This is a genomic window from Nocardioides sp. (genome assembly GCF_964228225.1).
Taxonomy (GTDB): Bacteria; Actinomycetota; Actinomycetes; order Propionibacteriales; family Nocardioidaceae; genus Nocardioides.
On sequence record NZ_CAXQZB010000004.1, the window covers coordinates 46,690 to 69,306 of the forward strand.

Annotated in this window: 22 protein-coding genes and 1 rRNA gene; 2 read left to right on the forward strand and 21 right to left on the reverse strand. The window is 74.6% G+C overall.

All coding sequences use genetic code 11. The annotated features are described in order from the left end of the window. Window positions 1-4: 4 nt before the first annotated feature. The 9 genes from der to ACERUJ_RS01195 all read right to left on the reverse strand — a co-directional run bounded on the left by der (window position 5) and on the right by ACERUJ_RS01195 (window position 7,080). Complete coding sequence (gene der, locus ACERUJ_RS01155; protein ID WP_370246596.1) at window positions 5-1,348, reverse strand: ribosome biogenesis GTPase Der; 1,344 nt, start codon at window positions 1,346-1,348, stop codon at window positions 5-7. 33 nt (window positions 1,349-1,381) lie between these two features. After that, window positions 1,382-2,116 (reverse strand): lysophospholipid acyltransferase family protein, encoded by a 735-nt coding sequence (locus ACERUJ_RS01160; RefSeq protein ID WP_370246597.1) that lies wholly within the window; start codon window positions 2,114-2,116, stop codon window positions 1,382-1,384. A 26-nt stretch (window positions 2,117-2,142) separates the two neighbouring features. Further along, entirely contained in the window at window positions 2,143-2,856 is a 714-nt protein-coding gene (gene cmk, locus ACERUJ_RS01165) for a (d)CMP kinase (RefSeq protein WP_370246598.1), read from the reverse strand. Window positions 2,857-2,882: 26 nt separating this feature from the next. Continuing rightward, a complete protein-coding gene (gene aroH / locus ACERUJ_RS01170) occupies window positions 2,883-3,266 on the reverse strand; it encodes a chorismate mutase (protein WP_370246599.1) in 384 nt (127 codons plus the stop codon). 62 nt (window positions 3,267-3,328) lie between these two features. After that, complete coding sequence (locus ACERUJ_RS01175; RefSeq protein WP_370246600.1) at window positions 3,329-4,078, reverse strand: pseudouridine synthase; 750 nt, start codon at window positions 4,076-4,078, stop codon at window positions 3,329-3,331. Then, a complete protein-coding gene (gene scpB / locus ACERUJ_RS01180; protein WP_370246601.1) occupies window positions 4,075-4,758 on the reverse strand; it encodes an SMC-Scp complex subunit ScpB in 684 nt (227 codons plus the stop codon). Before scpB ends, ACERUJ_RS01175 begins: the two co-directional genes overlap by 4 nt. Further along, window positions 4,755-5,681, reverse strand: a complete 927-nt coding sequence (locus tag ACERUJ_RS01185; protein WP_370246602.1) for a ScpA family protein — start codon at window positions 5,679-5,681, stop codon at window positions 4,755-4,757. The genes scpB and ACERUJ_RS01185 overlap by 4 nt, the downstream gene beginning before the upstream one ends. 47 nt (window positions 5,682-5,728) lie before the next feature. Continuing rightward, window positions 5,729-6,172, reverse strand: coding sequence for a hypothetical protein (locus ACERUJ_RS01190; protein ID WP_370246603.1), 444 nt, complete (start codon window positions 6,170-6,172; stop codon window positions 5,729-5,731). Next, window positions 6,157-7,080: a ParA family protein gene (locus ACERUJ_RS01195; protein ID WP_370246619.1), complete on the reverse strand. Its 924-nt coding sequence runs from the start codon at window positions 7,078-7,080 to the stop codon at window positions 6,157-6,159. The genes ACERUJ_RS01190 and ACERUJ_RS01195 overlap by 16 nt, the downstream gene beginning before the upstream one ends. Window positions 7,081-7,522: 442 nt before the next feature. Between ACERUJ_RS01195 and ACERUJ_RS01200 the strand changes: the two genes are divergently transcribed. Further along, complete coding sequence (locus tag ACERUJ_RS01200; RefSeq protein ID WP_370246604.1) at window positions 7,523-8,803, forward strand: glycosyl hydrolase; 1,281 nt, start codon at window positions 7,523-7,525, stop codon at window positions 8,801-8,803. A gap of 33 nt (window positions 8,804-8,836) precedes the next feature. On the opposite strand, the gene ACERUJ_RS01205 is transcribed toward ACERUJ_RS01200, so the two are convergent. From ACERUJ_RS01205 to ACERUJ_RS01250, 10 genes are all read right to left on the reverse strand, one after another. Then, window positions 8,837-11,425 carry a DEAD/DEAH box helicase gene (locus tag ACERUJ_RS01205; protein ID WP_370246605.1) on the reverse strand — a complete coding sequence of 863 codons (2,589 nt, stop codon included), beginning with the start codon at window positions 11,423-11,425 and terminating at the stop codon, window positions 8,837-8,839. Then, window positions 11,422-12,354 carry a site-specific tyrosine recombinase XerD gene (gene xerD / locus ACERUJ_RS01210; protein WP_370246606.1) on the reverse strand — a complete coding sequence of 311 codons (933 nt, stop codon included), beginning with the start codon at window positions 12,352-12,354 and terminating at the stop codon, window positions 11,422-11,424. Before xerD ends, ACERUJ_RS01205 begins: the two co-directional genes overlap by 4 nt. A 5-nt stretch (window positions 12,355-12,359) precedes the next feature. Further along, complete coding sequence (gene ald / locus ACERUJ_RS01215) at window positions 12,360-13,493, reverse strand: alanine dehydrogenase (protein ID WP_370246607.1); 1,134 nt, start codon at window positions 13,491-13,493, stop codon at window positions 12,360-12,362. 87 nt (window positions 13,494-13,580) lie between these two features. Next, complete coding sequence (locus tag ACERUJ_RS01220; protein WP_370246608.1) at window positions 13,581-14,195, reverse strand: NUDIX domain-containing protein; 615 nt, start codon at window positions 14,193-14,195, stop codon at window positions 13,581-13,583. A gap of 62 nt (window positions 14,196-14,257) precedes the next feature. Further along, entirely contained in the window at window positions 14,258-15,952 is a 1,695-nt protein-coding gene (locus ACERUJ_RS01225) for a CTP synthase (RefSeq protein ID WP_370246609.1), read from the reverse strand. A 28-nt stretch (window positions 15,953-15,980) separates the two neighbouring features. Continuing rightward, complete coding sequence (gene recN, locus ACERUJ_RS01230) at window positions 15,981-17,675, reverse strand: DNA repair protein RecN (RefSeq protein WP_370246610.1); 1,695 nt, start codon at window positions 17,673-17,675, stop codon at window positions 15,981-15,983. Continuing rightward, window positions 17,672-18,649, reverse strand: coding sequence for an NAD kinase (locus tag ACERUJ_RS01235; RefSeq protein WP_370246611.1), 978 nt, complete (start codon window positions 18,647-18,649; stop codon window positions 17,672-17,674). The genes recN and ACERUJ_RS01235 overlap by 4 nt, the downstream gene beginning before the upstream one ends. Further along, the gene (locus ACERUJ_RS01240; RefSeq protein WP_370246612.1) at window positions 18,646-19,512 is read right to left on the reverse strand and encodes a TlyA family RNA methyltransferase; all 867 of its coding nucleotides are present in this window, start codon (window positions 19,510-19,512) and stop codon (window positions 18,646-18,648) included. Before ACERUJ_RS01240 ends, ACERUJ_RS01235 begins: the two co-directional genes overlap by 4 nt. A 7-nt stretch (window positions 19,513-19,519) precedes the next feature. Next, a complete protein-coding gene (locus ACERUJ_RS01245; RefSeq protein WP_370246613.1) occupies window positions 19,520-19,747 on the reverse strand; it encodes a hypothetical protein in 228 nt (75 codons plus the stop codon). Window positions 19,748-19,757: 10 nt separating this feature from the next. After that, entirely contained in the window at window positions 19,758-20,831 is a 1,074-nt protein-coding gene (locus ACERUJ_RS01250; protein ID WP_370246614.1) for an HAD-IIA family hydrolase, read from the reverse strand. 66 nt (window positions 20,832-20,897) lie between these two features. On the opposite strand from ACERUJ_RS01250, the gene ACERUJ_RS01255 reads away from it, so the two are divergent. Next, a complete protein-coding gene (locus ACERUJ_RS01255; protein ID WP_370246615.1) occupies window positions 20,898-22,037 on the forward strand; it encodes a DUF1015 family protein in 1,140 nt (379 codons plus the stop codon). Here ACERUJ_RS01255 and ACERUJ_RS01260 read toward each other — a convergent pair. Then, the gene (locus tag ACERUJ_RS01260) at window positions 21,997-22,365 is read right to left on the reverse strand and encodes a single-stranded DNA-binding protein (protein ID WP_370246616.1); all 369 of its coding nucleotides are present in this window, start codon (window positions 22,363-22,365) and stop codon (window positions 21,997-21,999) included. The two genes, ACERUJ_RS01255 and ACERUJ_RS01260, sit on opposite strands and share 41 nt — an antisense overlap. 159 nt (window positions 22,366-22,524) lie before the next feature. Continuing rightward, window positions 22,525-22,617: ribosomal RNA gene (gene rrf, locus ACERUJ_RS01265) — 5S ribosomal RNA — on the reverse strand; the annotation flags it as partial.

Sequence of the window (22,617 nt, forward strand, 5' to 3'; positions counted from 1 at the left end):
AACGTCAGCGGGTGCGCTTGCGCTTCTCGCGCACCCGCTGCTGCAGCACGATCGGGGTGCCGACGAACCCGAACTCCTCGCGCAGGCGCCGCTCGATGTAGCGCTCGTAGCCGGCGTCGAGCTTGCCCGAGGTGAAGAGCACGAACGTCGGCGGCGCGGTGCCGGCCTGGGTGCCGAACATGATCTTGGGCTGCTTGCCACCGCGCACGGGGTGCGGGTGCTCGGCCACGAGCCGGCCCAGGAAGGCGTTGAGCGCCCCGGTCGAGACGCGGGTCTCCCAGCCCTCCAGCGCCCGCTCGAGGGCGGGCACGAGGCGGTCGATGTGCCAGCCGGTGCGGGCGGTGATGTTGATCCGCGGCGCCCACTGCACCTGCACCAGGTCGCGCTCGATCTCGCGCTCGAGGTAGTAGCGGCGCTCCTCGTCCACGAGGTCCCACTTGTTGAACGCGATCACCAGCGCCCGGCCGGCGTCGCGCACCGTCTGCAGGATGCGCACGTCCTGCTCGGAGATCGACTGGCCGCCGTCGAGCACCAGCACCGCGACCTCGGCGCGGTCGATGGCGGTGGTGGTGCGCAGCGAGGCGTAGTACTCGTGCCCGGAGGCCTCCTTGACCCGCTTGCGGATGCCGGCGGTGTCGATGAACCGCCAGACCTGGCCGCCCAGCTCGACCAGCTCGTCGACCGGGTCGACGGTCGTGCCGGCGACGTTGTCGACGACGACGCGGTCCTCCCCGGCCAGCTGGTTGAGCAGCGAGGACTTGCCGACGTTGGGCTTGCCGACGATCGCGATCCGGCGCGGTCCGCCGACCTCGGCCTCCCCGAGCTCGGGGGTCTCGGGCAGCGCGGCGAGCACGGCGTCGAGCATGTCGCCCGAGCCGCGCCCGTGCAGCGCGGAGACGGGGAACGGCTCGCCGAGGCCGAGGTTCCACAGGCCGTAGGCCTCGGCCTCGGTGCGGTGGTCGTCGACCTTGTTCGCCGCCAGCACGACCGGCTTGCCGGAGCGCCGCAGGATCTTCACGACCTCCTCGTCGGCGTCGGTGATGCCCACGGTCGCGTCGACGACGAACAGCACCGCGTCGGCCAGCCCGACGGCGATCTCGGCCTGGGCGGCGATCCGCTGCGCCAGGCCGCGGGCGTCGGGGTCCCAGCCGCCGGTGTCGACGACGGTGAAGGCGCGCCCGTTCCAGTCGGCGTCGTAGGGCACCCGGTCGCGGGTGACGCCGGGGACGTCCTCCACGACCGCCTCACGGCGTCCGATGATGCGGTTCACGAGGGTCGACTTGCCCACGTTGGGGCGCCCGACCACCGCCAGGACCGGCAGCGGACCGCGGGGCTGGTCGTCGTTCATGGCACTTCCTTGCGGGGCAGACTGCGGGAGGGTTCAGGACGGCGGGGCAGCCGGGCCGGCCGGGGCCGGCAGCGGTCCGGGCAGCGCGACGCCGGTGAGGCGCTGCGCGTGCACCACGTGGGCGGCGAGGTGCGCGCGGAGCCGCTCGCCGGCCGCCGCGACGTCGACGCGGGTGCGCGGCCACGGCTGCGGCGCGAACTGCAACGTCTCACCGTAGACCATGTGCACCGTCCCGCCCGAAGCGGGAAGCGACCCGCCCGACGCCCCGGGCTCGCGCGAGCCCAGGATCGCCACCGGCACGACGGGGGCCCCGGTGACCAGTGCGAGGTAGGCGGCGCCGTAGTGGGCGTGGCTCACGAGGCCGTCCCCACGGGTGCCCTCGGGGAAGATCCCCACCACCTGGCCGTCGCGCAGGGCCCGCACCGCGAGCCGCACGGCGCGCACGTCCACGCGCTCGCGATCCAGCGGGATCTGGCCGCTGAGCCACAGGAACGCCCCGAGCGGACCGCGGAACATCTCGCGCTTGGTGAGCGCGTGGGCCGGTCGTGGGGAGAAGATCGCCAGCAGCGGACCGTCGACGACGCCGATGTGGTTGGCGGCGTAGATCACCGGCCCGGTGGCCGGCACGTGGGCGACGTCGTGCAGCACCACCGCGAAGCGGCGACGCATGAGGAACCGCGCCCACCAGCGGTTGGTGCGCAGGTACCAGCGCGGGGCCGGCCGCAGGCGGTCGGTGCGCGGGGCCGCCGTGTGGTCGGCGCCGCTCACCGCGCGACCGCGCCGCTCCTGCCCGCTCACATCAGCGCGCGGGCGTCGCGCACCCAGCCCACGACCTGCTCGATGGCCTGGTCCAGGGACAGGTGGGTGGTGTCGAGCTCGACGGCGCCGTCGGGACGCCGCAGCGGGGCGGTGGCACGCCCGGAGTCGATCCGGTCGCGCTCGCGCAGCGAGGCCTCGGTGGCGCCGAGGTCGGCCGCCCCCACCTCGGCCGCGCGGCGCGCGGCACGGGCGGCGGGGTCGGCGGTGAGGTACACCTTCACCTGCGCGTGGGGCCACACGACCGAGCCGATGTCGCGCCCCTCCACCACGATGCCGCCCGTGCCGATGATCGCGCGCTGCAGCTCCAGCAGCCGGGCCCGCACCTGCGGCACCGTGCTGACCGGCGAGACCGCGGCGGTCACGGCGTCGCCGCGGATCGGGCCCGCGACGTCGACGTCGTCGACGGTGATGGTCGGCGAGCCTGGGTCGGTGCCCGAGACGATCACGGGCCGGTCGGCGTGGGCGGCGACCGCGGCGGCGTCGTGCACGTCGATGCCGTGCTCGAGCATCCACCACGTGACCGCGCGGAACTGCGCGCCGGTGTCGAGGTAGCGCAGCCCGAGCCGCTGGGCCACGCCGCGACAGGTGCTGGACTTCCCGCTGCCGGAGGTGCCGTCCACCGCCACCACCACGCTCGGGGCGGCCGGGGGTGCGGGGGCGGGCTCCGGGACGGCGTCAGGCTCACTCACGGGCGGCGAGCCTACCGGTCCGGCGATCAGGCGTCGGGCACCGAGCGGACCTTGGCGAGGTCCGAGCGCAGCGCGGCGGCGCCGTGGAGGTAGACGTGGGTGATGTCGGCCCGGGCGAGGTCGGTCTCGACGTGCGCCATCATCCGCACCACCCGCGGCATCGAGCCGGCGATCTCCAGCTCCCGGGCGCAGATCAGCGGGATGTCGGTGAAGCCGAGCTGGCGCGCGGCGTAGGCGGGGAACTCGCTGTGCAGGTCGGAGGTCGCGGTGAAGATCACCGAGATGAAGTCGTCCAGGGTCAGCCCGTTGGCCCCCATCGCATCGAGCACCATCTCCGAGACGCGCTCGAGCATGTGCTCGCGCTCGTCGGACTCCAGCTGGGTCGCTCCACGGATCGCACGTACGGCCACGGGCGTCACTCTAGGGCGCCGACGACGCCGCCGTCGCCCCGGGTGGGCGCGGGTCGGCGGGGTCAGCCGCCCGCGGCGTCGAGCAGTCCGCCGAGCTCGGCGGTGGTGAGCTCGCGCAGCTCCCCGGGCGGCAGCGAGGACAGCAGGACCGGTCCGAAGCGGGTGCGGGTCAGGCGCTGCACGGGGTGACCGACGTGGTCCAGCAGCCGCCGCACGATCCGGTTGCGGCCCTCGTGGAGCACCACCTCCACGATCGAGCGCTGGTCGGCGGCGTCCACGAGCCGCACCGCGGAGGGCTGCACGGGTCCGTCGTCGAGGGTGACGCCGGCCAGCAGCCGACGGCGGGTGGCCGCGGTGACCCGGCCCTGCACCTGCGCGACGTAGGTCTTGTCGACCTCGAAGGAGGGGTGGGCCATCCGGTGGGCGAAGTCGCCGTCGTTGGTCAGCAGCAGCAGCCCGCTGGTGTCGGTGTCGAGCCGTCCGACGTGGAAGAGCCGCTCGGGACGGTGCGCCACGATCTCGGCCAGGGTGGGGCGGCCCTCGGGGTCGGACATCGTGGAGACCACCCCACGGGGCTTGTGCAGCACCAGGTACACGAAGTCGCTCACGGGGGGCAGCCGCTTGCCGGAGACGCGGATCACCGCCGTGCGGGGGTCGACCTTGGTGCCGAGCCGGGTGACGACCTCGCCGTCCACCTCAACCTCGCCGTCGAGCATCAGCTCCTCGCACCGGCGCCGCGAGGCGACCCCGGACTGGGCGAGCAGCTTCTGCAGCCGCACCAGGCCGTCGTCGTCGGTGGCGATCTCCCTCACGCCTGCTCCTCCCCCGCCGTGCCGGCGTCCTCGGTCCCGGACGCGGCGGCGGGCACGGGGCGCGCCATCTCGGCCAGCTCCTCCTCGAGGTCGTCCATCTCGGGAAGGTAGGGCGCCAGCTCGGGCAGCTCCTCCAGGCCGGTGATGCCGATGCGCTCCAGGAAGTAGGTGGTCGTGCGGTACAGCGTGGCACCGTGCTCGCCGTCGCGGCCGGCCTCCTCCACCAGGCCACGGGTGACCAGGGTGCGCATGACGCCGTCGACGTTCACCCCGCGCACCGCCGACACCCGGGCGCGCGAGACGGGCTGCTGGTAGGCCACCACGGCCAGGGTCTCCAGCGCGGCCTGGGTGAGCCGGGCCTGCTGGCCGTCGAGCACGAAGGCCTCCACGACCGGCGCGAACGCCTCGCGCGTGTAGTAGCGCCACCCTCCCGCCACGTGCCGCAGCTCGAAGCCGCGGCCCTGCTCGTCGTACTCGGCGGCGAGACCGGCCAGCGCCTGGCCCACCGCCGCCTCGGGGTGCCCGACCGCGCTGGCCAGGGTGGCGGCGTCCAGCGGCTCGTCGGCCACCATCAACACCGCCTCCAGGGCCGGACGCAGGGCCTGCGCCGGCACCAGGGCGGGCAGCTCGACCAGGGTCTCCGGGGTCTCCGGGTTCTCCAGGGGCGGGACGGTGCTCATGCGGGGGACTCCTGGGACTCGTCGGGCCGGTCGGGCTCGTCGGGCTGGGGCAGCGGCGGCGCGCCGTCGAACTCGTCGATGTCGAGGCCGGCGGCGTCGGCGTCGTCGTCACCGGTCCAGCGGACCGTGAGCTCGCCCAGCGCCTGGGCCTGCTCGAAGGCGACGGCGCTCTCGCGGAACAGCTCCAGCAGCGCCAGGAACCGGGCCACCCGGGTGAGGGTGTCGGCGGCGTCGCCGCACAGCGCGCGGAAGGTGAGGGTGCCGCTGGTGCGCAGCCGCTCCACCACGAGCACGGCCTGCTCGCGCACCGAGACCCGCGGGGCGTGGATGTGGTGCAGGGTGAGCTGCAGCTCGGGCTTGGGGGTCATCGCCTTGGCGGCGAGCGCGGCGAAGGCGTCCAGGCCGATGCCGATCAGCACCTCGGGCAGCAGCCCGGAGTACCGCTCCTCCAGCCCGACCGCCCGCGGGAAGCGCAGCGACTCCGCCTGCAGCCGCTGCTCCAGCACCGCCGCGATCTGCTTGTAGGCGCGGTACTGCAGCAACCGGGCGAACAGCAGGTCGCGCGCCTCCAGCAGCGCGAGGTCCTCCTCGTCCTCCACGTCGGCCTGGGGCAGCAGTCGGGCCGCCTTGAGGTCCAGCAGGGTGGCGGCGACCAGCAGGAAGGACGTCGTCTGCTCCAGGTCCCACACCCGGCCGCCGGCCTTGATGTGGGCGATGAACTCGTCGGTCACCCGTGACAGGGCGACCTCGGTGATGTCCAGCTTGTGCTTCGCGATCAGGCTCAGCAGCAGGTCGAAGGGACCCTCGAAGTTGTCCAACCGCAGCGCGAACTCACCCGGCTGCTCCGACACGGGCTCGCTCGGGCCGCTCGGGTCGCTCGGGTCGGAGGTCGCCGGACCGGGAGGGGCGCTCAGGGCACTCATCGGGCACTCATCGGGCACTCATCGGGGGTCGCTCGGGCCGCTCGTCGTCACTCGGCCAGCAGCCGCCGCACGAGGAGCGAGTCGGCCCCGCGCTCGGCGTAGTCGGCCAGCACGAGGTCCAGGGCCTCGCGCACCAGCCGGCCGCGGTCCAGCCCGAGGCCGTGCTGGGCCCGCAGCTCCAGCCGGGTGCGCTCGAGGTCGAGCAGCTCCTGGCTGGTGACGTAGACGGTCATCTTCTCGTCGTGCCGCACCCGACCGGAGGCACCGGCCGCACGGCCACGGCCCCGGGCACCGCGGGAGCCCGACGGGGCCTCGGAGCCGGCCTCGACGGCCGCCTCCGCCGCTGCCTCGGAAGCTGCCTCGGGTGCCGCCTCGGGGACGGCCCGGACCGCGGGCTCACCGGTCCCGGCGGGGGTCTCCCCCGGCGGCGCGGCGGGCGCGGTGGGCCGGAAGAGGTCGTCGGCCGCCGGCAGGCTCACCCGTCGAGGCACCGCAGCGCCACCTCCTTGGCCAGCTCCCGGTAGGCCTCGGCACCGGAGGAGCTGGAGGCGTAGGTCGTGATGGGCTCCCCGGCCACGGTGGAGTCGGAGAACTTCACGGTGCGGCGGATGACGGTGTGGAACACCTTCTCGCCCCAGGCCTGCACCAGCCGCTCCATGACCTCGCGGCTGTGCAGCGTGCGCCCGTCGTACATCGTGCCGAGCACGCCGTCGATCTCCAGGCGCGGGTTGAGCCGCTCGCGCACCTTGTCGATGGTGGTCTTGAGCAGGGCCACGCCGCGCAGCGCGAAGTACTCGCACTCCAGCGGCACGATCACGCCGTCGGAGGCCGTGAGGGCGTTGACGGTGAGCAGGCCGAGCGAGGGCTGGCAGTCGATGAGGATCACGTCGTAGCGCTCGAGGGCCGGGGCGAGGACGCGCTGCAGGGTCTGCTCGCGCGCCACCTCGTGCACCAGCTGCACCTCGGCCGCGGAGAGGTCGATGTTCGAGGGCAGCAGGTCCATGCCCGGCACCCCGCTGGGCACCACGACCTCGTCGAGGGCGACGTCGGACTGCATCAGCAGGTTGTAGACCGTCAGCTCCATGTCGTGCGGGTTCAGCCCGAGCCCGACCGAGAGCGAGCCCTGGGGGTCGAAGTCCACCAGCAGCACCCGGCGGCCGAACTCCGCGAGCGCCGCGCCGAGGTTGATCGTCGTGGTGGTCTTGCCCACCCCGCCCTTCTGGTTGCACATCGAGATGACCCGCGCCGGGCCGTGGCTCGTCAGCGGCCGCGGATCGGGGAACCGGGGCACCGGCCGACCCGTGGGACCGAGCTTGCCGCCCCCGACGCCCGCTCCCGCACCGCCGTCCTGGTCGAAGGGGAGCGTGGGCTCGCCCGGCGTGCCGTCCGCGCTCGGCATCGCGGCACGCGGGGGGATCAGGGGGGCCTCGGTGCCGCTGACCGCCTCGCTCATCGTCGCGCTCCTTCGCCCGGGGGCTTCCTCGACCGCGGTCGCCCGCGCACCGGTCGGCTCTCGCCCGGCAGATCGTCCCCGACGTCGTCCCGCCCGCCTCACCGGTCAACCAGCCCGGAGTGGGACTGATTTGTCGACACGGCGACTCGGACAGGTCTCGCACGCGAGCCTAGGACGGCCCGGGGCCGGCGGGTACCCCGGGGGCCCTGATCCCCAGGAATCCGTCCGAACCTCGCAGATCTGTGGACAGCCTGTGGACGGACTCCGGCTTCTCTCCACAGGTCACGCGGCCCTGTGGACGGATCCGGGACGAACCTGTGGAGATTCTGGAGGTTCCTCACCGGGTCCGGACACCGGACGCGCGGGTCCCGGCTGAGAGGATGGACGCATGTCGTCCGGGCCCACCGCCACGCCGTCACGGTGGCGTCTGCTGGGCCTGACCCTGGTCGTCGTGGGCGTGGTGGCCCTCGTCCCGCCGCAGACCTTCGGCCTCGCCGAGGGCCCCGGTCCGGACATCACCGCCCGCGACCCGGGCGGCACCTCCCCCGCCCCGACACCGGAGACCCCGGCGATGCCGTCCGCCACGCCCGCGCCCGACCCGATACCGACCCCGACGTCGGACCCCACGTCGGATCCCACGCCGGACCCGGCACCGACGCCCACGTGTGCCCCGGCCGTACCCCTCGTCGACCCCGCCGCCACTCCGGAGGCCCGCTGCCTCGCCGCCACGCTCGACGAGTGGGCCGCGACCGGCCGCTACGGCCTGGGCCAGCAGCTCAACCTCTCCTCCGCCGCCTACCGCCGGCCGCTGCAGCAGCTGGCACCCCGTGGCCCCGCCCTGGTGGGCTTCGACCTGCGCGAGCTCGCCCTCGGCCAGACGTTCGGATTCCCCCGGCCGCCCCTGGACGCCCTGCTCGACCTGGCCGGGAGGGGCGTCGTGCTCACCGCCAGCTGGCACGCCGACAACCCCGCCACCGGCGGTGCCAGCGACGACCGCAGCTGGCGTGACGTGACGGCGCTGGTGAGCGGCCGCGGCGCCCCCGCACGACGGTTCTGGGCCGACTACGACCGGCTGCTCGACCTGCTCGAGCGCCTCCAGACCGGCGACGGCGGCCGCCACGCCCCCGCCGCCGTCCTGTTCCGGCCCCTGCACGAGGCCAACGGCGACTGGTTCTGGTGGGCCCAGGCCGATCCGGCCGCCTACCGCGCCCTCTACGCCGCGCTGCAGCAGCGGGCCTGGGACGCGGGGGTGCACAACATCGTGTGGGGCTGGTCGGCCAACGCCGACACCGGCGACCACATCGTCGCCCCGCTGGGCCTGCTCCCCGACCGCGTGGACGTGGTGGGCGTGGACAGCTACGAGTCCGTCGCCGGCGGCGTCCCCTCCCGCGGCCGGCTCGACCTCACCGGCCTGCGCGAGCTGGCCGACCGGGTCCCGCGCACCGCCGTGACCGAGGCCGGCCCCCACGGCAGCCGCGACGGCACCTGGGACCCCGCGCTCATCGCCCGCAGCGCGGTGGCCTCGGGCGTCGACCCCGCCTACGTGATGCTGTGGTTCGACGACGGCGACGGGGCCGACGGCTACTCCGGGCGCAAGCAGCTGGGGTCGCTCAGCGGCGGCGCCGCACTGCTGGCCGGGTGCCCCGACGGCGTGTGCCCCCTGCCCTGACGGACCCGGCGACGCAGCCCGACGCGCCGCTGCTCAGTCGGTGAGGCAGCGCACCGCCGTGGTCGCCAGCACGACCTCGCCCAGGGTGTCGGTGGCGTCGAGGTCGACGACGACCTCCAGCACCCAGTCGCGGTCGCCGGCCGGGTCGGCGAGGGTCTGGGTGACCCGCCACAGCCGCGCGACGACGTCCTCCTCCGCCCCGGCCGGGGCGCCGGTGGCGGTCTCGACGTGCCAGAACGCGGGCCCGCGGGCGTCGGCACCGGTGCCGATCGCGTCGTGCCGGGCGTAGTACGCCTCCAGCGCGGCGTCCCACGCGGCCCGGGTCATCACGACCGCCCGGGCCCGACCGTCCTCGTCCAGGGCGGCGGTCGTGGCGGCCGCCTCGGCCTCCACCCGAGCCAGGGCGTCGACGTCGTCGCGGGCCATGAGCGCCACCCGGTGCCACACGGCGTTGCGCACCATCACGGTGAAGGCACGCTCCTGGCGGGACAGCGGTCGGGCCGAGACCGGCTCGGCCCCGCCCGTGCGGGGCACGGCGGCAGGGTCCTGCAGGGCCTCCCACTCGTCGAGCAGCGAGGAGTCGGTCTGGCGGATCGTCTCGCCCAACCACTCCTGGAGGTCCTCGAGCTCGGGGCCGCGGTGCTGCTCGGGCACGGTCTGGCGCAGGGCGCGGTAGGCGTCGGTGAGGTAGCGCAGCACCAGACCCTCCGAGCGCGCGAGCTGGTAGCGGCGCACGAAGTCGGTGAACGACATGCCCGAGCCGTACATCTCCCGCACGATCGACTTGGGGTCCAGCGCGTCCTCGCGCAGCCAGGGATGGGTCTCGCGGTAGACGGCGTAGAGGCCCTCGAGGAGCTCGGCCAGCGGCTGCGGCCACGTGATCTCCTCCAGCAGCGCCATCCGTTCCTCGTAGTCCAGACCGTCGGCCTTCATCTCGGCCACGGCGTCGCCGCGGGCGGCGAACTGCTGGGCCATCAGGATCTGCCGCGGCGCCTCCAGCGTCGCCTCGATCACCGACACGACGTCGAGGGCGTGGTCCGGCGCGTCGGGGTCCAGAGCGTCGAGGGCGGCGATCGCGAACAGCGAGAGCGGTTGGTTGAGGGCGAAGTCGTCGGGCACGTCGTCGTGCAGCACGTAGCGGCGTCCCCAGCGGTCGGGCTCGGGCAGCCGCACGACCGTGCCGGACTCGACCAGGGCCCGGGTCAGGCGCAGGGCGCGACGCGCGAGGCGCAGCTGCTGACGACGCGGCTCGTGGTTGTCCATCAGCAGGCCGCGCATCACCTCGAACGCGTCCTGCTCGCGGGAGAGGACGTTGACCAGCATCGCGTTGTCGACCTTCATCCGCGAGACCAGCGGCTCGGGTGCCCCGGCCACCAGCCGGTCGAAGGTCTGCTCGGTCCACACGACCGAGCCCTCCGGCGGCTTGCGCAGCTGGGCCTTGCTGCGCTTCTTGGGGTTGGCGGCGTTCTTCGCCTCGGCCTTGGCCTTGGCCCGCTCGTTGTCGATGGTGTGCTCGGGGGCCTGCACGACGACGTAGCCGGCGGTGTCGAAGCCCGCACGGCCGGCGCGCCCGGCGATCTGCAGGAACTCGCGCGTGCGCAGGATGCGCTGGCGCTGGCCGTCGAACTTGGCCAGGCCCGTGAACAGCACGGTGCGGATGGGCACGTTGATGCCCACCCCGAGGGTGTCGGTGCCGCAGATCACGGTGAGCAACCCGGCCTGGGCCAGCTGCTCCACCAGCCGGCGGTAGCGCGGCAGCATCCCGGCGTGGTGCACCCCGATGCCCCGGCGCAGCAGCGGCCCGAGGACCGCACCGAACCCGGCGCCGAAGCGCACCCCGGCGAGCCGCTCGCGCAGCGCGTCGCTGCCGCGCAGCTGCAGCGACGACCCCGCCGGCCCCAGCAGCGACCGCGCGTGCTCGACGGCGTCCTTCTGGGTGAAGTGCACGACGTAGACCGGCGCCTGGTGGGTGGAGACCAGCTCGGCGAGGGTCTCCTCCAGCGGGGTCAGCGACCAGGTGAAGGTGAGCGGCACCGGCCGCTCGGCGCGGTCGACCACCGCGGTGGGCCGGTCGTTGCGCCGGGTGAGGTCCTCGGCGAGGGCGGTGACGTCGCCCAGGGTGGCCGACATCAGCAGGAACTGGGCCTGCGGCAGCGCCAGCAGCGGCACCTGCCACGCCCACCCGCGGTCGGGCTCGCCGTAGTAGTGGAACTCGTCCATCACCACCAGCCCGACGTCGCCGTCGCTGCCCTCGCGCAGCGCGATGTTGGCCAGCACCTCGGCGGTGCAGGCGATGATCGGGGCGTCGGCGTTGACCGCGGCGTCGCCGGTGAGCAGGCCCACCTGGTCGGCCCCGAAGACCGCGCACAGCTCGAAGAACTTCTCACTCACCAGCGCCTTGATCGGTGCGGTGTAGAACGACACCCGGTCGCCGGCCAGGGCCGCGCGGTGCGCCGCGAGCGCCACCAGCGACTTGCCCGACCCGGTGGGGGTGGCGAGCACGACGTTGCTGCCCGCCAGCAGCTCCAGCACCGCCTCCTCCTGGTGCGGGTAGAGCTCGACCCCGCGGGCGGCGGCGTCGGCGAGGATCGCGTCGAAGACCGCGTCGGTGGTGCTCGTCATGCCAGCGCCCGGGGGTGGGCGGTGGCGAAGACCTCGCGCAGGCTCTCGACCGTGACCAGGGTGTAGACCTGGGTGGTGGTGACCGAGGCGTGGCCCAGCAGCTCCTGCACGACCCGCACGTCGGCGCCCCCGTCGAGCAGGTGGGTGGCGAAGGAGTGGCGCAGGGTGTGCGGCGAGACCTCGCGGGTGACCCCGGCGCGCTCGGCGGTGCGCACCAGGATCGCCCACGCGGACTGGCGCGAGAGCCGGCCGCCGCGGGAGTTGAGGAACAGCGCCGGCTGGCCGCCCCGTGCGGCCGCCAGGGCCGGGCGGCCCCGCACGAGGTAGGCGTCCAGCGCCTCGCGGGCGAACCGGCCCACCGGCACGAGCCGCTCCTTGCCGCCCTTGCCGCGCAGCAGCACGGTCTCGTCCGCGGGGTCGAGGTCGTCGACGTCGAGACCGACCGCCTCCGAGATCCGGGCGCCGGTGCCGTAGAGCAGCTCCAGCAGCGCGCGGTCGCGCAGCGCCAACGGGGTGTCGTCGGCCCCCGCGGCCTCCAGCAGGGCCTCGACGTCGGCCAGGGGCAGCGCCTTGGGCAGCCGCTTGGCCGGCGCCGGCGGCCGCACCGCGGCCGCGGGGTCCACCGGGCACAGCCCGTCGGCGACGGCGAACCGGTGGAACCCCCGCACCGCCACGACCGTGCGGGCCGCGGAGGTGGCGCTCAGCGGCGGATGGTCGGCATCCCCCTCGCGCAGGTGCACCAGGAAAGCGGTCACGGTGGCCTCGTCGATCGCGGCGAGGTCGGTGATCCCCGCGCCCGCGAGGTAGGTGCGGTAGCGACGCAGGTCGCGCCGGTAGGACAGGAGCGTGTTCGCCGCCAGGCCCTTCTCGACCGTGAGGTGGTCGAGGTAGGTGCGCACGGCGCGCCCGATCCCGTCCCCGTCCGCCATCCGCGTCAGCCCCGGCCCGTCACACCGGCGAGGACGTCGGCGACCGGGGTGCTCGGGCGGCCCACCGCCTCGCCCACCGGGGCGTTGGTGAGCAGACCGGCGTGGGTGTTCAGGCCCGCGGCCAGGGCGGCGTCGCGCGCGCACGCCGCGGCCCAGCCGTGGTCGGCCACCGCCACGACGTAGGGCAGCGTGGCGTTGGTGAGGGCGTAGGTGGAGGTGTGCGGCACGGCGCCGGGCATGTTGGCCACGCAGTAGAACGTCGAGCCGTGCACCGCGAACGTGGGGTCGTCGTGGGTGGTGGGCCGGGTGTCCTCGAAACAGCCGCCCTGGTCGACCGCGATGTCCACCAGCACCGACCCGGGCTTCATCCGGCTCACGAGGTCGTTGCTCACCAGCTTCGGCGCGGCGGCGCCGGCGATGAGGACCGCGCCGATCACCAGGTCGGCCTCGAGCACCTGCTGCTCGATCGTCAGCCGGGAGGACGCCAGGCCGTGCACGCGGTTGTTGTACCGCCAGAACGACATCCGCAGCTTGTCGAGATCGGTGTCGAGGAGGGTGACGTCGGCACCCATGCCGAGGGCGATGTTGGCGGCGTTCTGGCCCGCCACCCCGGCCCCGAGCACCACGACCTTGGCGTTGGCGACGCCGCCGACGCCGCCGAGCAGCACGCCGCGTCCGCCCTGGGCGCGCAGCAGGGCGTGGGCACCGACCTGCGGGGCCAGGCAGCCGGCCACCTCCGACATCGGGTACAGCAGCGGCAGCGCGCCCGAGGGCAGCTGCACGGTCTCGTAGGCCAGCGCGGTGACGCCGCGCTCCAGCAGCGCGCCGGTGAGGGCGGGGTCGGCGGCCAGGTGGAGGTAGGTGAACAGCGTCAGCCCCTCCCGCAGGCGGTGGTACTCCTGCTCGACCGGCTCCTTGACCTTGAGGACGAGCTCGGCCCAGGCCCAGGTGGTGTCGGCGTCGGGCAGGATCGTGGCGCCGGCGGCGCGGTAGTCGTCGTCGGTGATCGAGGAGCCGAGGCCGGCTCCGGTCTCGACCGCCACCTCGTGGCCGTGCGCGACGAGCTCGTGCACGCCGATGGGCGTGATCGCCACCCGGTACTCGTGGTTCTTCACTTCGCGGGGCACGCTGATCTTCACGCGATGGGTCCTCTCCCGTGGGTGGGGTGCGGTGGGGTGCGGGGCCGCAGCGCGGCCCGGGTGTCGGCTTGTGGCCGCCTCCGCAGGCTACTCCGCACCTCCGACGGGACCGCCGACCAGACCGCGCGCCCGCGCCAGGAGCACCGCGGCGACCACCGGACCGTCGGTGACGTCGCCGGCGAGCACCGCGGCCTCGAGATCGGGGAAGGGCACCCAGGCGGCCACCATGTCGGCCTCCTCGTGGGCGAGCACGAAGTCGCCGCGGTCCACGGGGGTGAGCCCGCGGGCGAGGTAGAGGTGCTGGACCTCCGCGGTGATCCCCGGCGAGGGCCGCAGCGAGGCCAGGTGGGTCCACTCCCGCGCGGCCAGCTGCGCCTCCTCGCGCAGCTCGCGGCGTGCGACCTGCTCGGGGTCCTCGGCCGGGTCGCCGTCGAGCAGCCCTGCCGGGATCTCGACGAACCGGTGCCCGGCGGGGTGGCGGTACTGCCACAGGCACAGCACCCGGTCGTCGTCGTCGACCGCCAACACCGCGGCGGCGCCGGGGTGCTCGAGCACCAGCCGCCGTGCCTGCGCGCCGTCGGGCGTGGCGACGACGTCCGCGCGCAGCGCCACGACCCAGCCGTCGCGGTGCAGGTCCTCGCTGACGAGGACCGGCCACGCCGCCGCGACGTCGCGCACGGGCGGGGCCGGCTGCTCGCTCATGGCCTCACTCTGTCGCACCGGGCCGCACCGGGCCACACCGGGCCGCACCGGGCCCCTCGGGTTCAGTCCTCGACCGGCTCGCGCCGCAGCGTCGACTCGTCGAGCGGGAACCGCAGCTCGCGCTGGCGCTCGATCGCGGCTCCGATGAGCCCGGCGAACAGCGGGTGCGGCCGGGTGGGGCGCGAGCGCAGCTCGGGGTGGGCCTGGGTGGCGATGTAGTACGGGTGCACCTCCGCGGGCAGCTCCACGAACTCGACCAGGTCGTGCTCGGGGTTGAGCCCGGAGAACACCAGCCCCGCCTCGCTCAGGCGGTCGCGGTAGGCGTTGTTGACCTCGTAGCGGTGGCGGTGGCGCTCGGCGATGTCGGTCGAACCGTAGACGCGCGCCGCGAGCGACTCGGGCGCGAGGCGAGCGGGGTAGAGCCCCAGCCGCATCGTGCCGCCGAGGTCGCCGGCACCCTCCACGAACTGCGCCTGCTCGGCGATCGTGGCGATCACCGGCTCGGCCGTGGCGGGGTCGAACTCGGTGGAGTCGGCCCCGCGGAGCCCGACGACCTCCCGTGCGTACTCGATGACCATGCACTGCAGTCCGAGGCACAGGCCCAGGGTCGGGATGCCGTGGGTGCGGGCGTAGGTCAGCGCTCCGATCTTGCCCTCCAGGCCGCGCACGCCGAAGCCGCCCGGCACGCAGACGGCGTCGACGTCCTGCAGCGCCTTGGCGGCGCCGGCCGGGGTGGCGCAGTCGTCGGAGGGGATCCAGCGGATGTGGGCCTTGGCCTCGTGGGCGAACCCGCCGGCCCGCAGCGCCTCGGCCACCGAGAGGTAGGCGTCGGGCAGGTCGATGTACTTGCCGACCAGCGCGACGGTGACCTCCTCCTTCGGGTGGTGGACCCGACGCAGCAGGTCGTCCCACAGCGTCCAGTCGACGTCGCGGAACGGCAGGCCCAGGCGTCGCACGACGTAGGCGTCCAGGCCCTCGCGGTGCAGCACCTTCGGGATGTCGTAGATCGACGGCGCGTCGGCGGCGGTGACCACGGCCTCCTGGTCGACGTCGCACATCAGCGAGATCTTGCGCTTGATGCCCTCGGGCAGCTCGCGGTCGGCGCGGCACACCACGGCGTCGGGCTGGATGCCGACCTGGCGCAGCGCGGCGACGGAGTGCTGGGTGGGCTTGGTCTTCAGCTCCCCGGACGGCCCGATGTAGGGGACGAGGGAGACGTGGAGGAAGAAGCAGTTGTCCCGGCCGATCTCGTGGCGCACCTGCCGCCCCGACTCCAGGAACGCCAGCGACTCGATGTCACCCACCGTGCCGCCGACCTCGGTGATGACGACGTCGATGTCGGGGCCGCCCATCGCCAGGATGCGGTCCTTGATCTCGTTGGTGATGTGGGGGATCACCTGCACGGTGTCGCCCAGGTAGTCACCACGCCGCTCCTTGGCGATCACGCTGGAGTACACCTGGCCGGTCGTCACGTTGGCGATGGCGTTGAGGTCGGTGTCGAGGAACCGCTCGTAGTGACCGATGTCGAGGTCGGTCTCGGCGCCGTCGTCGGTGACGAAGACCTCGCCGTGCTGGAACGGGTTCATCGTGCCGGGATCGACGTTGAGGTACGGATCCAGCTTCTGCATCGTCACCCGCAGCCCGCGGCTGCGCAGCAACCGACCCAGGCTGGAGGCGGTGAGGCCCTTGCCCAGCGAGGAGGCGACCCCACCGGTGACGAACACGTGCTTGGACTGGTGGTGCCCGGGCTGCTTCACGGGACTCCACCATATCCCCATCTGCGCCTCAGCGCTGCACGCGGACCCCGCGCGCCATGGAGAGAAGTTCGCGGGCGTGCGCCAGCGCGGTGTCGGAGTCGGCCATCCCGGCCAGCATCCGGGACAGCTCACGCTCCCGCTCGGCGTCGTCGAGGGTCGTCAGACCCGACGTCGTGACCGAGCCGTCGCTGGCCTTGCGCACCACGACGTGGCGGTCGCCGAAGGCCGCCACCTGGGGCAGGTGGGTGACGACGAGCACCTGCGCTCCCCCGGCGGCGAGTGCCGCCAACCGGCGTCCGATCTCGACGGCGGCCGCCCCGCCCACGCCGGCGTCGACCTCGTCGAAGACGAAGGTCGGCACCGTGGTGGTGCCGGCGAGCGCGACCTCGAGGGCCAGCATCACCCGCGAGAGCTCACCACCCGAGGCGCCCTTGTGCAGCGGCCGCGGCTCCGAGCCGGTGTTGGCGGCCAGCAGGAACGCGACGTCGTCCGCGCCGTGCGCGGCGGGGGCGACGGGCTCGACAGCGATCGTGAGCCGGGCGTGGGGCATCGCGAGGAGCCCGAGCTCGGCCGTGACGGCCTGTTCGAGCCGGGCCGCGGCCTCGGTGCGCGCCTCGTGGAGCGCCTCCGCCGCGACGGTGAGGGCCTGCTCGAGCTCGTCGCGGCGCGCCCGGAGGGTCTCGATGCGCTCGTCGGTGCCGTCGAGGTCGAGCAGCCGCGCCGCGGCCTGCTCGGCCCAGGCCAGCACCTCCTCGACGGTCTCGCCGTACTTGCGGGTCAGTGCGGTGAGGGCGGCGCGCCGTTCGCTCACCGCCGCCAGGCGCGCCGGGTCGGTCTCGATGCCGGTGGCGTAGGAGGCGACGTCGGCCGCGAGGTCGGCCAGGACGTAGCCCACCTCCCCCACCCGGTCGGCGAGCGCCGCGGCAGCGGGGTCGTGCCCCCGCACCCCCTCCAGGAAGCCACGGGCGGCGCCGACGGTGCCCAGGGCGTCGGGACCGCCGGACTCGCTGCTCAACGCCTCCCGCGCCTGCTCGGCCGCCAGGCGCAGGGTGTCGGCGAACCCCAGCCGCGACTCCTCCGCCGCGAGGTCGGCGTCCTCGCCGGGCTGCGGGGCCACGGCCTCGATCTCGCCGAGGCCGAAGCGCAGCACGTCGGCCTCGCGGGCCCGGTCGCGGGCGTGCTCGACGACGTCGGCCAGGGTGCGCTCCACCTCGCGCAGCTCGGTGTGCACCTGCTGGTAGCGCGCGAGCACGTCGAGCACCGGCGGGCCGCCGAAGCGGTCCAGGGTGTCGCGCTGGGCCCGGACCGAGAGCAGGCGGTGCTGGTCGGACTGGCCATGCACCGCGACCAGCGGCTCGGCCACCTCCTGCAGGGCCGCGACCGGCACGGCCGCGCCACCCACGAACGCCCGGGAGCGTCCCTCGGCGGCGACGTTGCGGGCCAGGACGACGGCGTCGTCCTCCACCTCCCCGCCCAGGTCCTCGACCGCGGCCCGGAACGCGGGCAGCGACCCGGCGGCGACCACGCCCTCCACCCGGGCCTGGCGGGCGCCGGAGCGCACGGCACCGCTGTCGGCGCGCCCCCCGAGCAGCAGACCCAGGGCGGTGACGACCATCGTCTTTCCGGCACCGGTCTCCCCGGTGATGACCGTGAGACCGGGGCCGAGCTCCAGGACCGAGGACTCGATGACCCCGAGGGAGCTGATGCGCAGTTCCTCGATCACAGCGACTCCTCCTGCGGAACCTCGGGCGGGACGTCGGGTGGGGCGGCCAGGCTGGGCAGGCGGCGCTCGCCGCGACCGCGCCAGCCCTCGACCGGCAGCCCGAACTTGGCGACCAGGCGGTCGGTGAACGGGGCGTCGTGCAGGCGCGCGAGGTGCACGGGCTGGGCGCCGCGGCGCACCTCGATGCGCGCACCGGGTGCGAGGTCGACCGTGCGGCGGCCGTCGGCCCACATCACCCCGGCACCCTCGGTACGGGCGAGCACCTCGATGGCCACCGTCGAGCTGGGGGCCACGACCATCGGCCGGGCGAACAGGGCGTGGGCGCTGAGCGGGACGACGCACAGCGCCTCCACCTGGGGCCACACCACCGGCCCGCCGGCGGAGAAGTTGTAGGCGGTGGACCCGGTGGGCGTCGCGCAGACGACGCCGTCGCAGCCCCAGCGCGAGAGCGGCCGGTCGTCGATCTCGACCACGACCTCCAGCATCCGTTCGCGGGCCGCCTTCTCGACGCTCACCTCGTTGAGCGCGAAGGTCTGCGCCACGGTGGCACCGTCCACGACGACGCGGACGTCGAGGGTCAGGCGTTCGTGCACCGCGTACCGCCGGGCGACGATCGCGTCGAGGGTGTCGTCGACGTCCTCGGGCTCGGCCTCGGCGAGGAACCCGACGTGACCCAGGTTGACCCCCAACACGGGGGTGGCGGTCGCCCGGGTGAGCTCGACGGCGCGCAGGATGCTGCCGTCGCCCCCGATCACCACGGCGAGCTCGCATCCGCGCCCGGGCGCGGGGTCGTCGTCGGCCACCACCTCGACGAGGTCCGCAGCAGCCGGGAGGGCGCCCAGGGCCGCGGCCTCCTCGGCGAGCAGCCGCACCCCGACGCCGTGCTGGGGCAGTCCCTCGAGGAAGGCGCGGGCGATGGCGCGCGCCTCGGGGCGGCCGGTGTGGGCCAGCACGAGCACCCGTCGCCGCGTCACTGCTCCACCCTCTCATCCGGCCCCTGGTCCGGCGCCGACCGCCCTGCCGCCGACAGCGCGGGCACGGCGGCGACGACCTCGCTGAACTCGGCCTCCCCGATCCGGGCCTCGCCCCGGCGCAGCCAGAGGAAGTACTCGTGGTTCCCCGAGGGCCCCGGCAGCGGACTGACGGCGACCGCCTGCGCGCCCCAGCCCGCGACCGCGGCGGCGTGGGCCACGGTGGCGATCGCCTCGGCGCGCAGCGCGGGCTCGCGCACGACGCCGCCCTTCCCGACGCGGTCCTTGCCCACCTCGAACTGCGGCTTGACCATGAGCGCGAGATCGCCGTCGGGCGCGGTGACCGCCAGCAGCGGGGCGAGCACGAGGGTGAGGGAGATGAAGGAGAGGTCGCCGACGACGAGGTCCACGGGCTCCCCCACGATCTCCAAGGTGAGGTCGCGCACGTTCTGCCGGTCGACCACGCGCACCCGGTCGTCACTGCGCAGGGACCACGCGAGCTGGCCGTAGCCGACGTCGACCGCCACGACCTCGCGGGCGCCGCGGCGCAGCAGGACGTCGGTGAAGCCGCCCGTCGACGCCCCGGCGTCCAGGGCGCGACGTCCGGCGACCGCCAGGCCCCGGTCGGCGAAGGCGTCGAGCGCTCCGGCGAGCTTGTGGCCGCCCCGCGACACGTAGTCGGGGCGGTCGGGGTCCTCGCGCACCACCAGGGCGACATCGGTCGTGACACCGGTGGCGGGCTTGGTCGCGCGGCTACCGGCGACGCTGACCCGTCCGGCGGCGATCAGCTCGGCGGCGTGCTCGCGCGAGCGGGCCAGCTGACGGCGGACCAGTTCCTGATCGAGCCGCAGACGGCGGGGCGGCACGGCCGGCTCAGCCGACCGGCGGCCGGGGGCCGCTCGGCTCGTCCAGGGCGCGGCGCAGGCGGGCATGGGCCTGCTCGAACACGGCGACGTGCTCGGCCAGGGCGGTGCCGGGCAGCCCGGCCACCGACGCGACGACCTCGTCCACCGCCGACACCCCGGTGGGCTCCGGGGCGGGGGGCAGGGACCACCGGCGCTGCTGCACGCCGTCCGCCTCCTCGAGGGACTCCTCGCTCATGGGCGCAAGGCTAGGGCATCGCCGGCGGCGTCAGCGGTGCCGGCGGCTCGAGGTGGTCGACGACGGCGGCGGTGCCCGTGCGGTCGAGGTGGTCCCACGCGGCGGTCGCGACCGCCCGCCACCAGTCATCGGGGTCAGCGGCGGGGTCAGCGACGGGATCTGCGGCGCGTCCGGTGCCGGGAGGGGTGCCGGGCTGGGCCGCGACGAGGACGCGTCCGTCCACGACCTCCGCCCGCCAGACGCCGCAGTGCGCGCCCCGGTCGGTGAGCACGGGCGCCGGGTGGGAGCGGTGCAGGGCGCCGAGGTCGGTCCCGAGATGGTCCGGGCGCAGCTCCGGGGGCGCCGCCACGAGGCCGGCGAGATCGGTCACGCCGGTCAGGACGAGCAGCGTCCGCACGCCCGCCGCCCGGCCGCCGAGGATGTCGGTGTCGAGACGATCACCGACCATCAGCGGCCGCGTCCCTCCCACGCGACGCACGGTCTCGTCCAGCAGCGGACGCGCGGGCTTGCCCGCGACGCGTGGTTCGACGCCGGTGAACTCGCGGATCAGGGCCACCAGGGCGCCGTGGCCCGGCGCCACCCCGTCGGCGGTCGGGATGGTCGTGTCGGTGTTGCTGGCCACCCAACGGTCACCCGCGCGGATACGCACGGCCGCGCGCATGATGTCGCGCCACACCACGTCGGGGCCGTATCCAGTAACGACCACCGCGGCGTCCTCCCCCACCCCGACGCCCTGCAAGCCGGCCTCCGCGACGGCGGCGTGCAGCCCCTCGCCGCCGAGCACCACGACCCGCCCGCCCTCACCGACGTCCTCCCGCACGAGGCGGGCGGCGGCCTGGGCGGAGGTCACGACGTCGTCGCGACCGGCAGGCACGCCGAGCTCGGTGAGGTGCGCCGCCACGGTGTCGGGCGTGCGGGAGGCGTTGTTCGTGACGAACGCGCACCGCACGCCGTGCGCACGGGCCACCGCCAGGTGCTCGGCCGCCCCCGGCACGGCCGCGGCCCCGACGTAGACCACCCCGTCGAGATCGAGCATGACGAGGTCGACCTCGGACCGCAGCGGTGCACGCGACTCACGCAACATGGCGCCATTGTGGCCATCCGCGGCGCGCGGCCACGCATCGGCCTCGACGATCCGTAGGATCGGAGGATGGCCACCAGCGACCGGATGATCCCCGCGTCGCTGGCCTCTCCGCTGCGGCTCGAGCCCTTCCGGGCCATCCGGATCGCCCCGGCCTCGATCGGCGATCCGGCCGCCTCGCGGCTGCTCGGCCGACCCCACCACCGGGTGCCCGAACGGCTCGCAGCGTGGCGCGCCGAGGGGCGGGTGCTCCACGACCCCGGGCCCGCGCTGTACCTGCACGAGTACACCGTCAACGGGATCACGGTGCGGGGGCTGGTCGGTGCACTCGACGTCTCGCGGGTCGCGCGACCGGGTGACCGGCGCGCCGTGATGCCCCATGAGGCGGTGCGGCCGCGCCAGGTGGAGAACCTCACCGCCCGCTTCACCGACCTCGGCGTCAACCCGACGCCGTTGCTGCTCTTCCACGACGCCGACCCCGAGCTCCGCGACCTCCTGCGCACGCTGCGCACGGGGCCCGCCTGGGCGCGTTACCTCGACCGGCGCGGTCAGGCGCACCGCGTCTGGCGCCTGGCACGCCGCGAGGACGTGGACCGCGTCGCCGCCCTGCTCGCCGACACCGAGGCGGTGATCGCCGACGGCCACCACCGGTACTCGGCGTACCTGGCGCTCCAGCAGCGCTACCCGGGGACGGCCGCGGACCGGGGGCTGGCGATGCTCGTCGACCAGGGAGACACACCCCTGTTCCTCGGTGCGATCCACCGGGTCTGGCACGGGGTCGCACCCGCCGCGGTCGCCGAGGCCGCACGCCAGGCCGGCCACGCCGTGACCTGCCTGCCGGCGGGCGAGGCGCTCAACGCCCTGGGGCCGCATCACGTCGTCCTCAGCGACGACGCCGCCTGGTTCGCGATCGGCCTGACGGGCAGCGAGCGTGGCCGCGAGCTCGACCGCGTGCACGCCACGATCGTCCCGCGGCTGCGCAGCCCCCTGGAGAGCGCGACGCACCATCCCGAGGTCCGTGCGGCACTCACCCTGGCGCATCGCAGTGGAGGCACCGCACTCCTGCTGCCCGCGCCGTCCCTCGCGGACGTCCTGTCCGTGGTGGCGGGCGGCGACGTGATGCCCGAGAAGGCGACGTCCTTCCAGCCCAAGCCGGTGCCGGGCACGTTCATGCGCGCGTGGCTCGACGAACCACCCGTCCCGAGCTGACGACGATCTCCACCCGCGACTGCGTGAGCGTGCCCGCGCGGTAGAAGCGCCGGCGCACCACGCCGGAGACGGCGACGACGTCGTCAGGCCGCCAGCCGCCCACCCGACGGGCCAGTCCCGTCTCGCCCCAGACCGCGCAGTCCAGGGTGTCGACCCGGCCACCGTCGGCCTCGGGCCGTGGCACCACCAGACGCCACGTCCGCACCGGATCGCCCGAAGGCATCACCCGGACGACCACCTCTCCACTGATCCGACCCACGAGGTGCACCTCGTTGCGCCAGGGCTGTTCGGTCTGCTCGCCCGCGGCCGGGCCTGCTGTCGTCGTCATCGGACCAGCCAAACCGACTCCGCCCACGAGAAGGCCGGACCAGGGGACACACGGTGGACACACCACCGCCCTCGTCTCCCTGGGGAGAAGTCGCGGACGACAGAGGTCGGAAAATGCGTAGAGGCCACCGGCACAAGGCGGTGGCCTCTACGAATGTATGTCCGGCGGCGTCCTACTCTCCCACAACCTCGCGATTGCAGTACCATCGGCGCTGGCAGTCTTAACTTCCGGGTTCGGTATGGGACCGGGTGT

Coding starts and splice junctions, on each gene's coding strand:
- der (WP_370246596.1), bottom strand. CDS start 1,348: ATGAACGACGACCAGCCCCGCGGTCCGCTGCCGGTCCTGGCGGTGGTC.
- scpB (WP_370246601.1), bottom strand. CDS start 4,758: ATGAGCACCGTCCCGCCCCTGGAGAACCCGGAGACCCCGGAGACCCTG.
- ACERUJ_RS01185 (WP_370246602.1), bottom strand. CDS start 5,681: ATGAGTGCCCTGAGCGCCCCTCCCGGTCCGGCGACCTCCGACCCGAGC.
- ACERUJ_RS01195 (WP_370246619.1), bottom strand. CDS start 7,080: ATGCCGAGCGCGGACGGCACGCCGGGCGAGCCCACGCTCCCCTTCGAC.
- ACERUJ_RS01200 (WP_370246604.1), top strand. CDS start 7,523: ATGTCGTCCGGGCCCACCGCCACGCCGTCACGGTGGCGTCTGCTGGGC.
- ACERUJ_RS01205 (WP_370246605.1), bottom strand. CDS start 11,425: ATGACGAGCACCACCGACGCGGTCTTCGACGCGATCCTCGCCGACGCC.
- xerD (WP_370246606.1), bottom strand. CDS start 12,354: ATGGCGGACGGGGACGGGATCGGGCGCGCCGTGCGCACCTACCTCGAC.
- ACERUJ_RS01220 (WP_370246608.1), bottom strand. CDS start 14,195: ATGAGCGAGCAGCCGGCCCCGCCCGTGCGCGACGTCGCGGCGGCGTGG.
- ACERUJ_RS01245 (WP_370246613.1), bottom strand. CDS start 19,747: ATGAGCGAGGAGTCCCTCGAGGAGGCGGACGGCGTGCAGCAGCGCCGG.
- ACERUJ_RS01250 (WP_370246614.1), bottom strand. CDS start 20,831: ATGTTGCGTGAGTCGCGTGCACCGCTGCGGTCCGAGGTCGACCTCGTC.
- ACERUJ_RS01255 (WP_370246615.1), top strand. CDS start 20,898: ATGGCCACCAGCGACCGGATGATCCCCGCGTCGCTGGCCTCTCCGCTG.
- ACERUJ_RS01260 (WP_370246616.1), bottom strand. CDS start 22,365: ATGACGACGACAGCAGGCCCGGCCGCGGGCGAGCAGACCGAACAGCCC.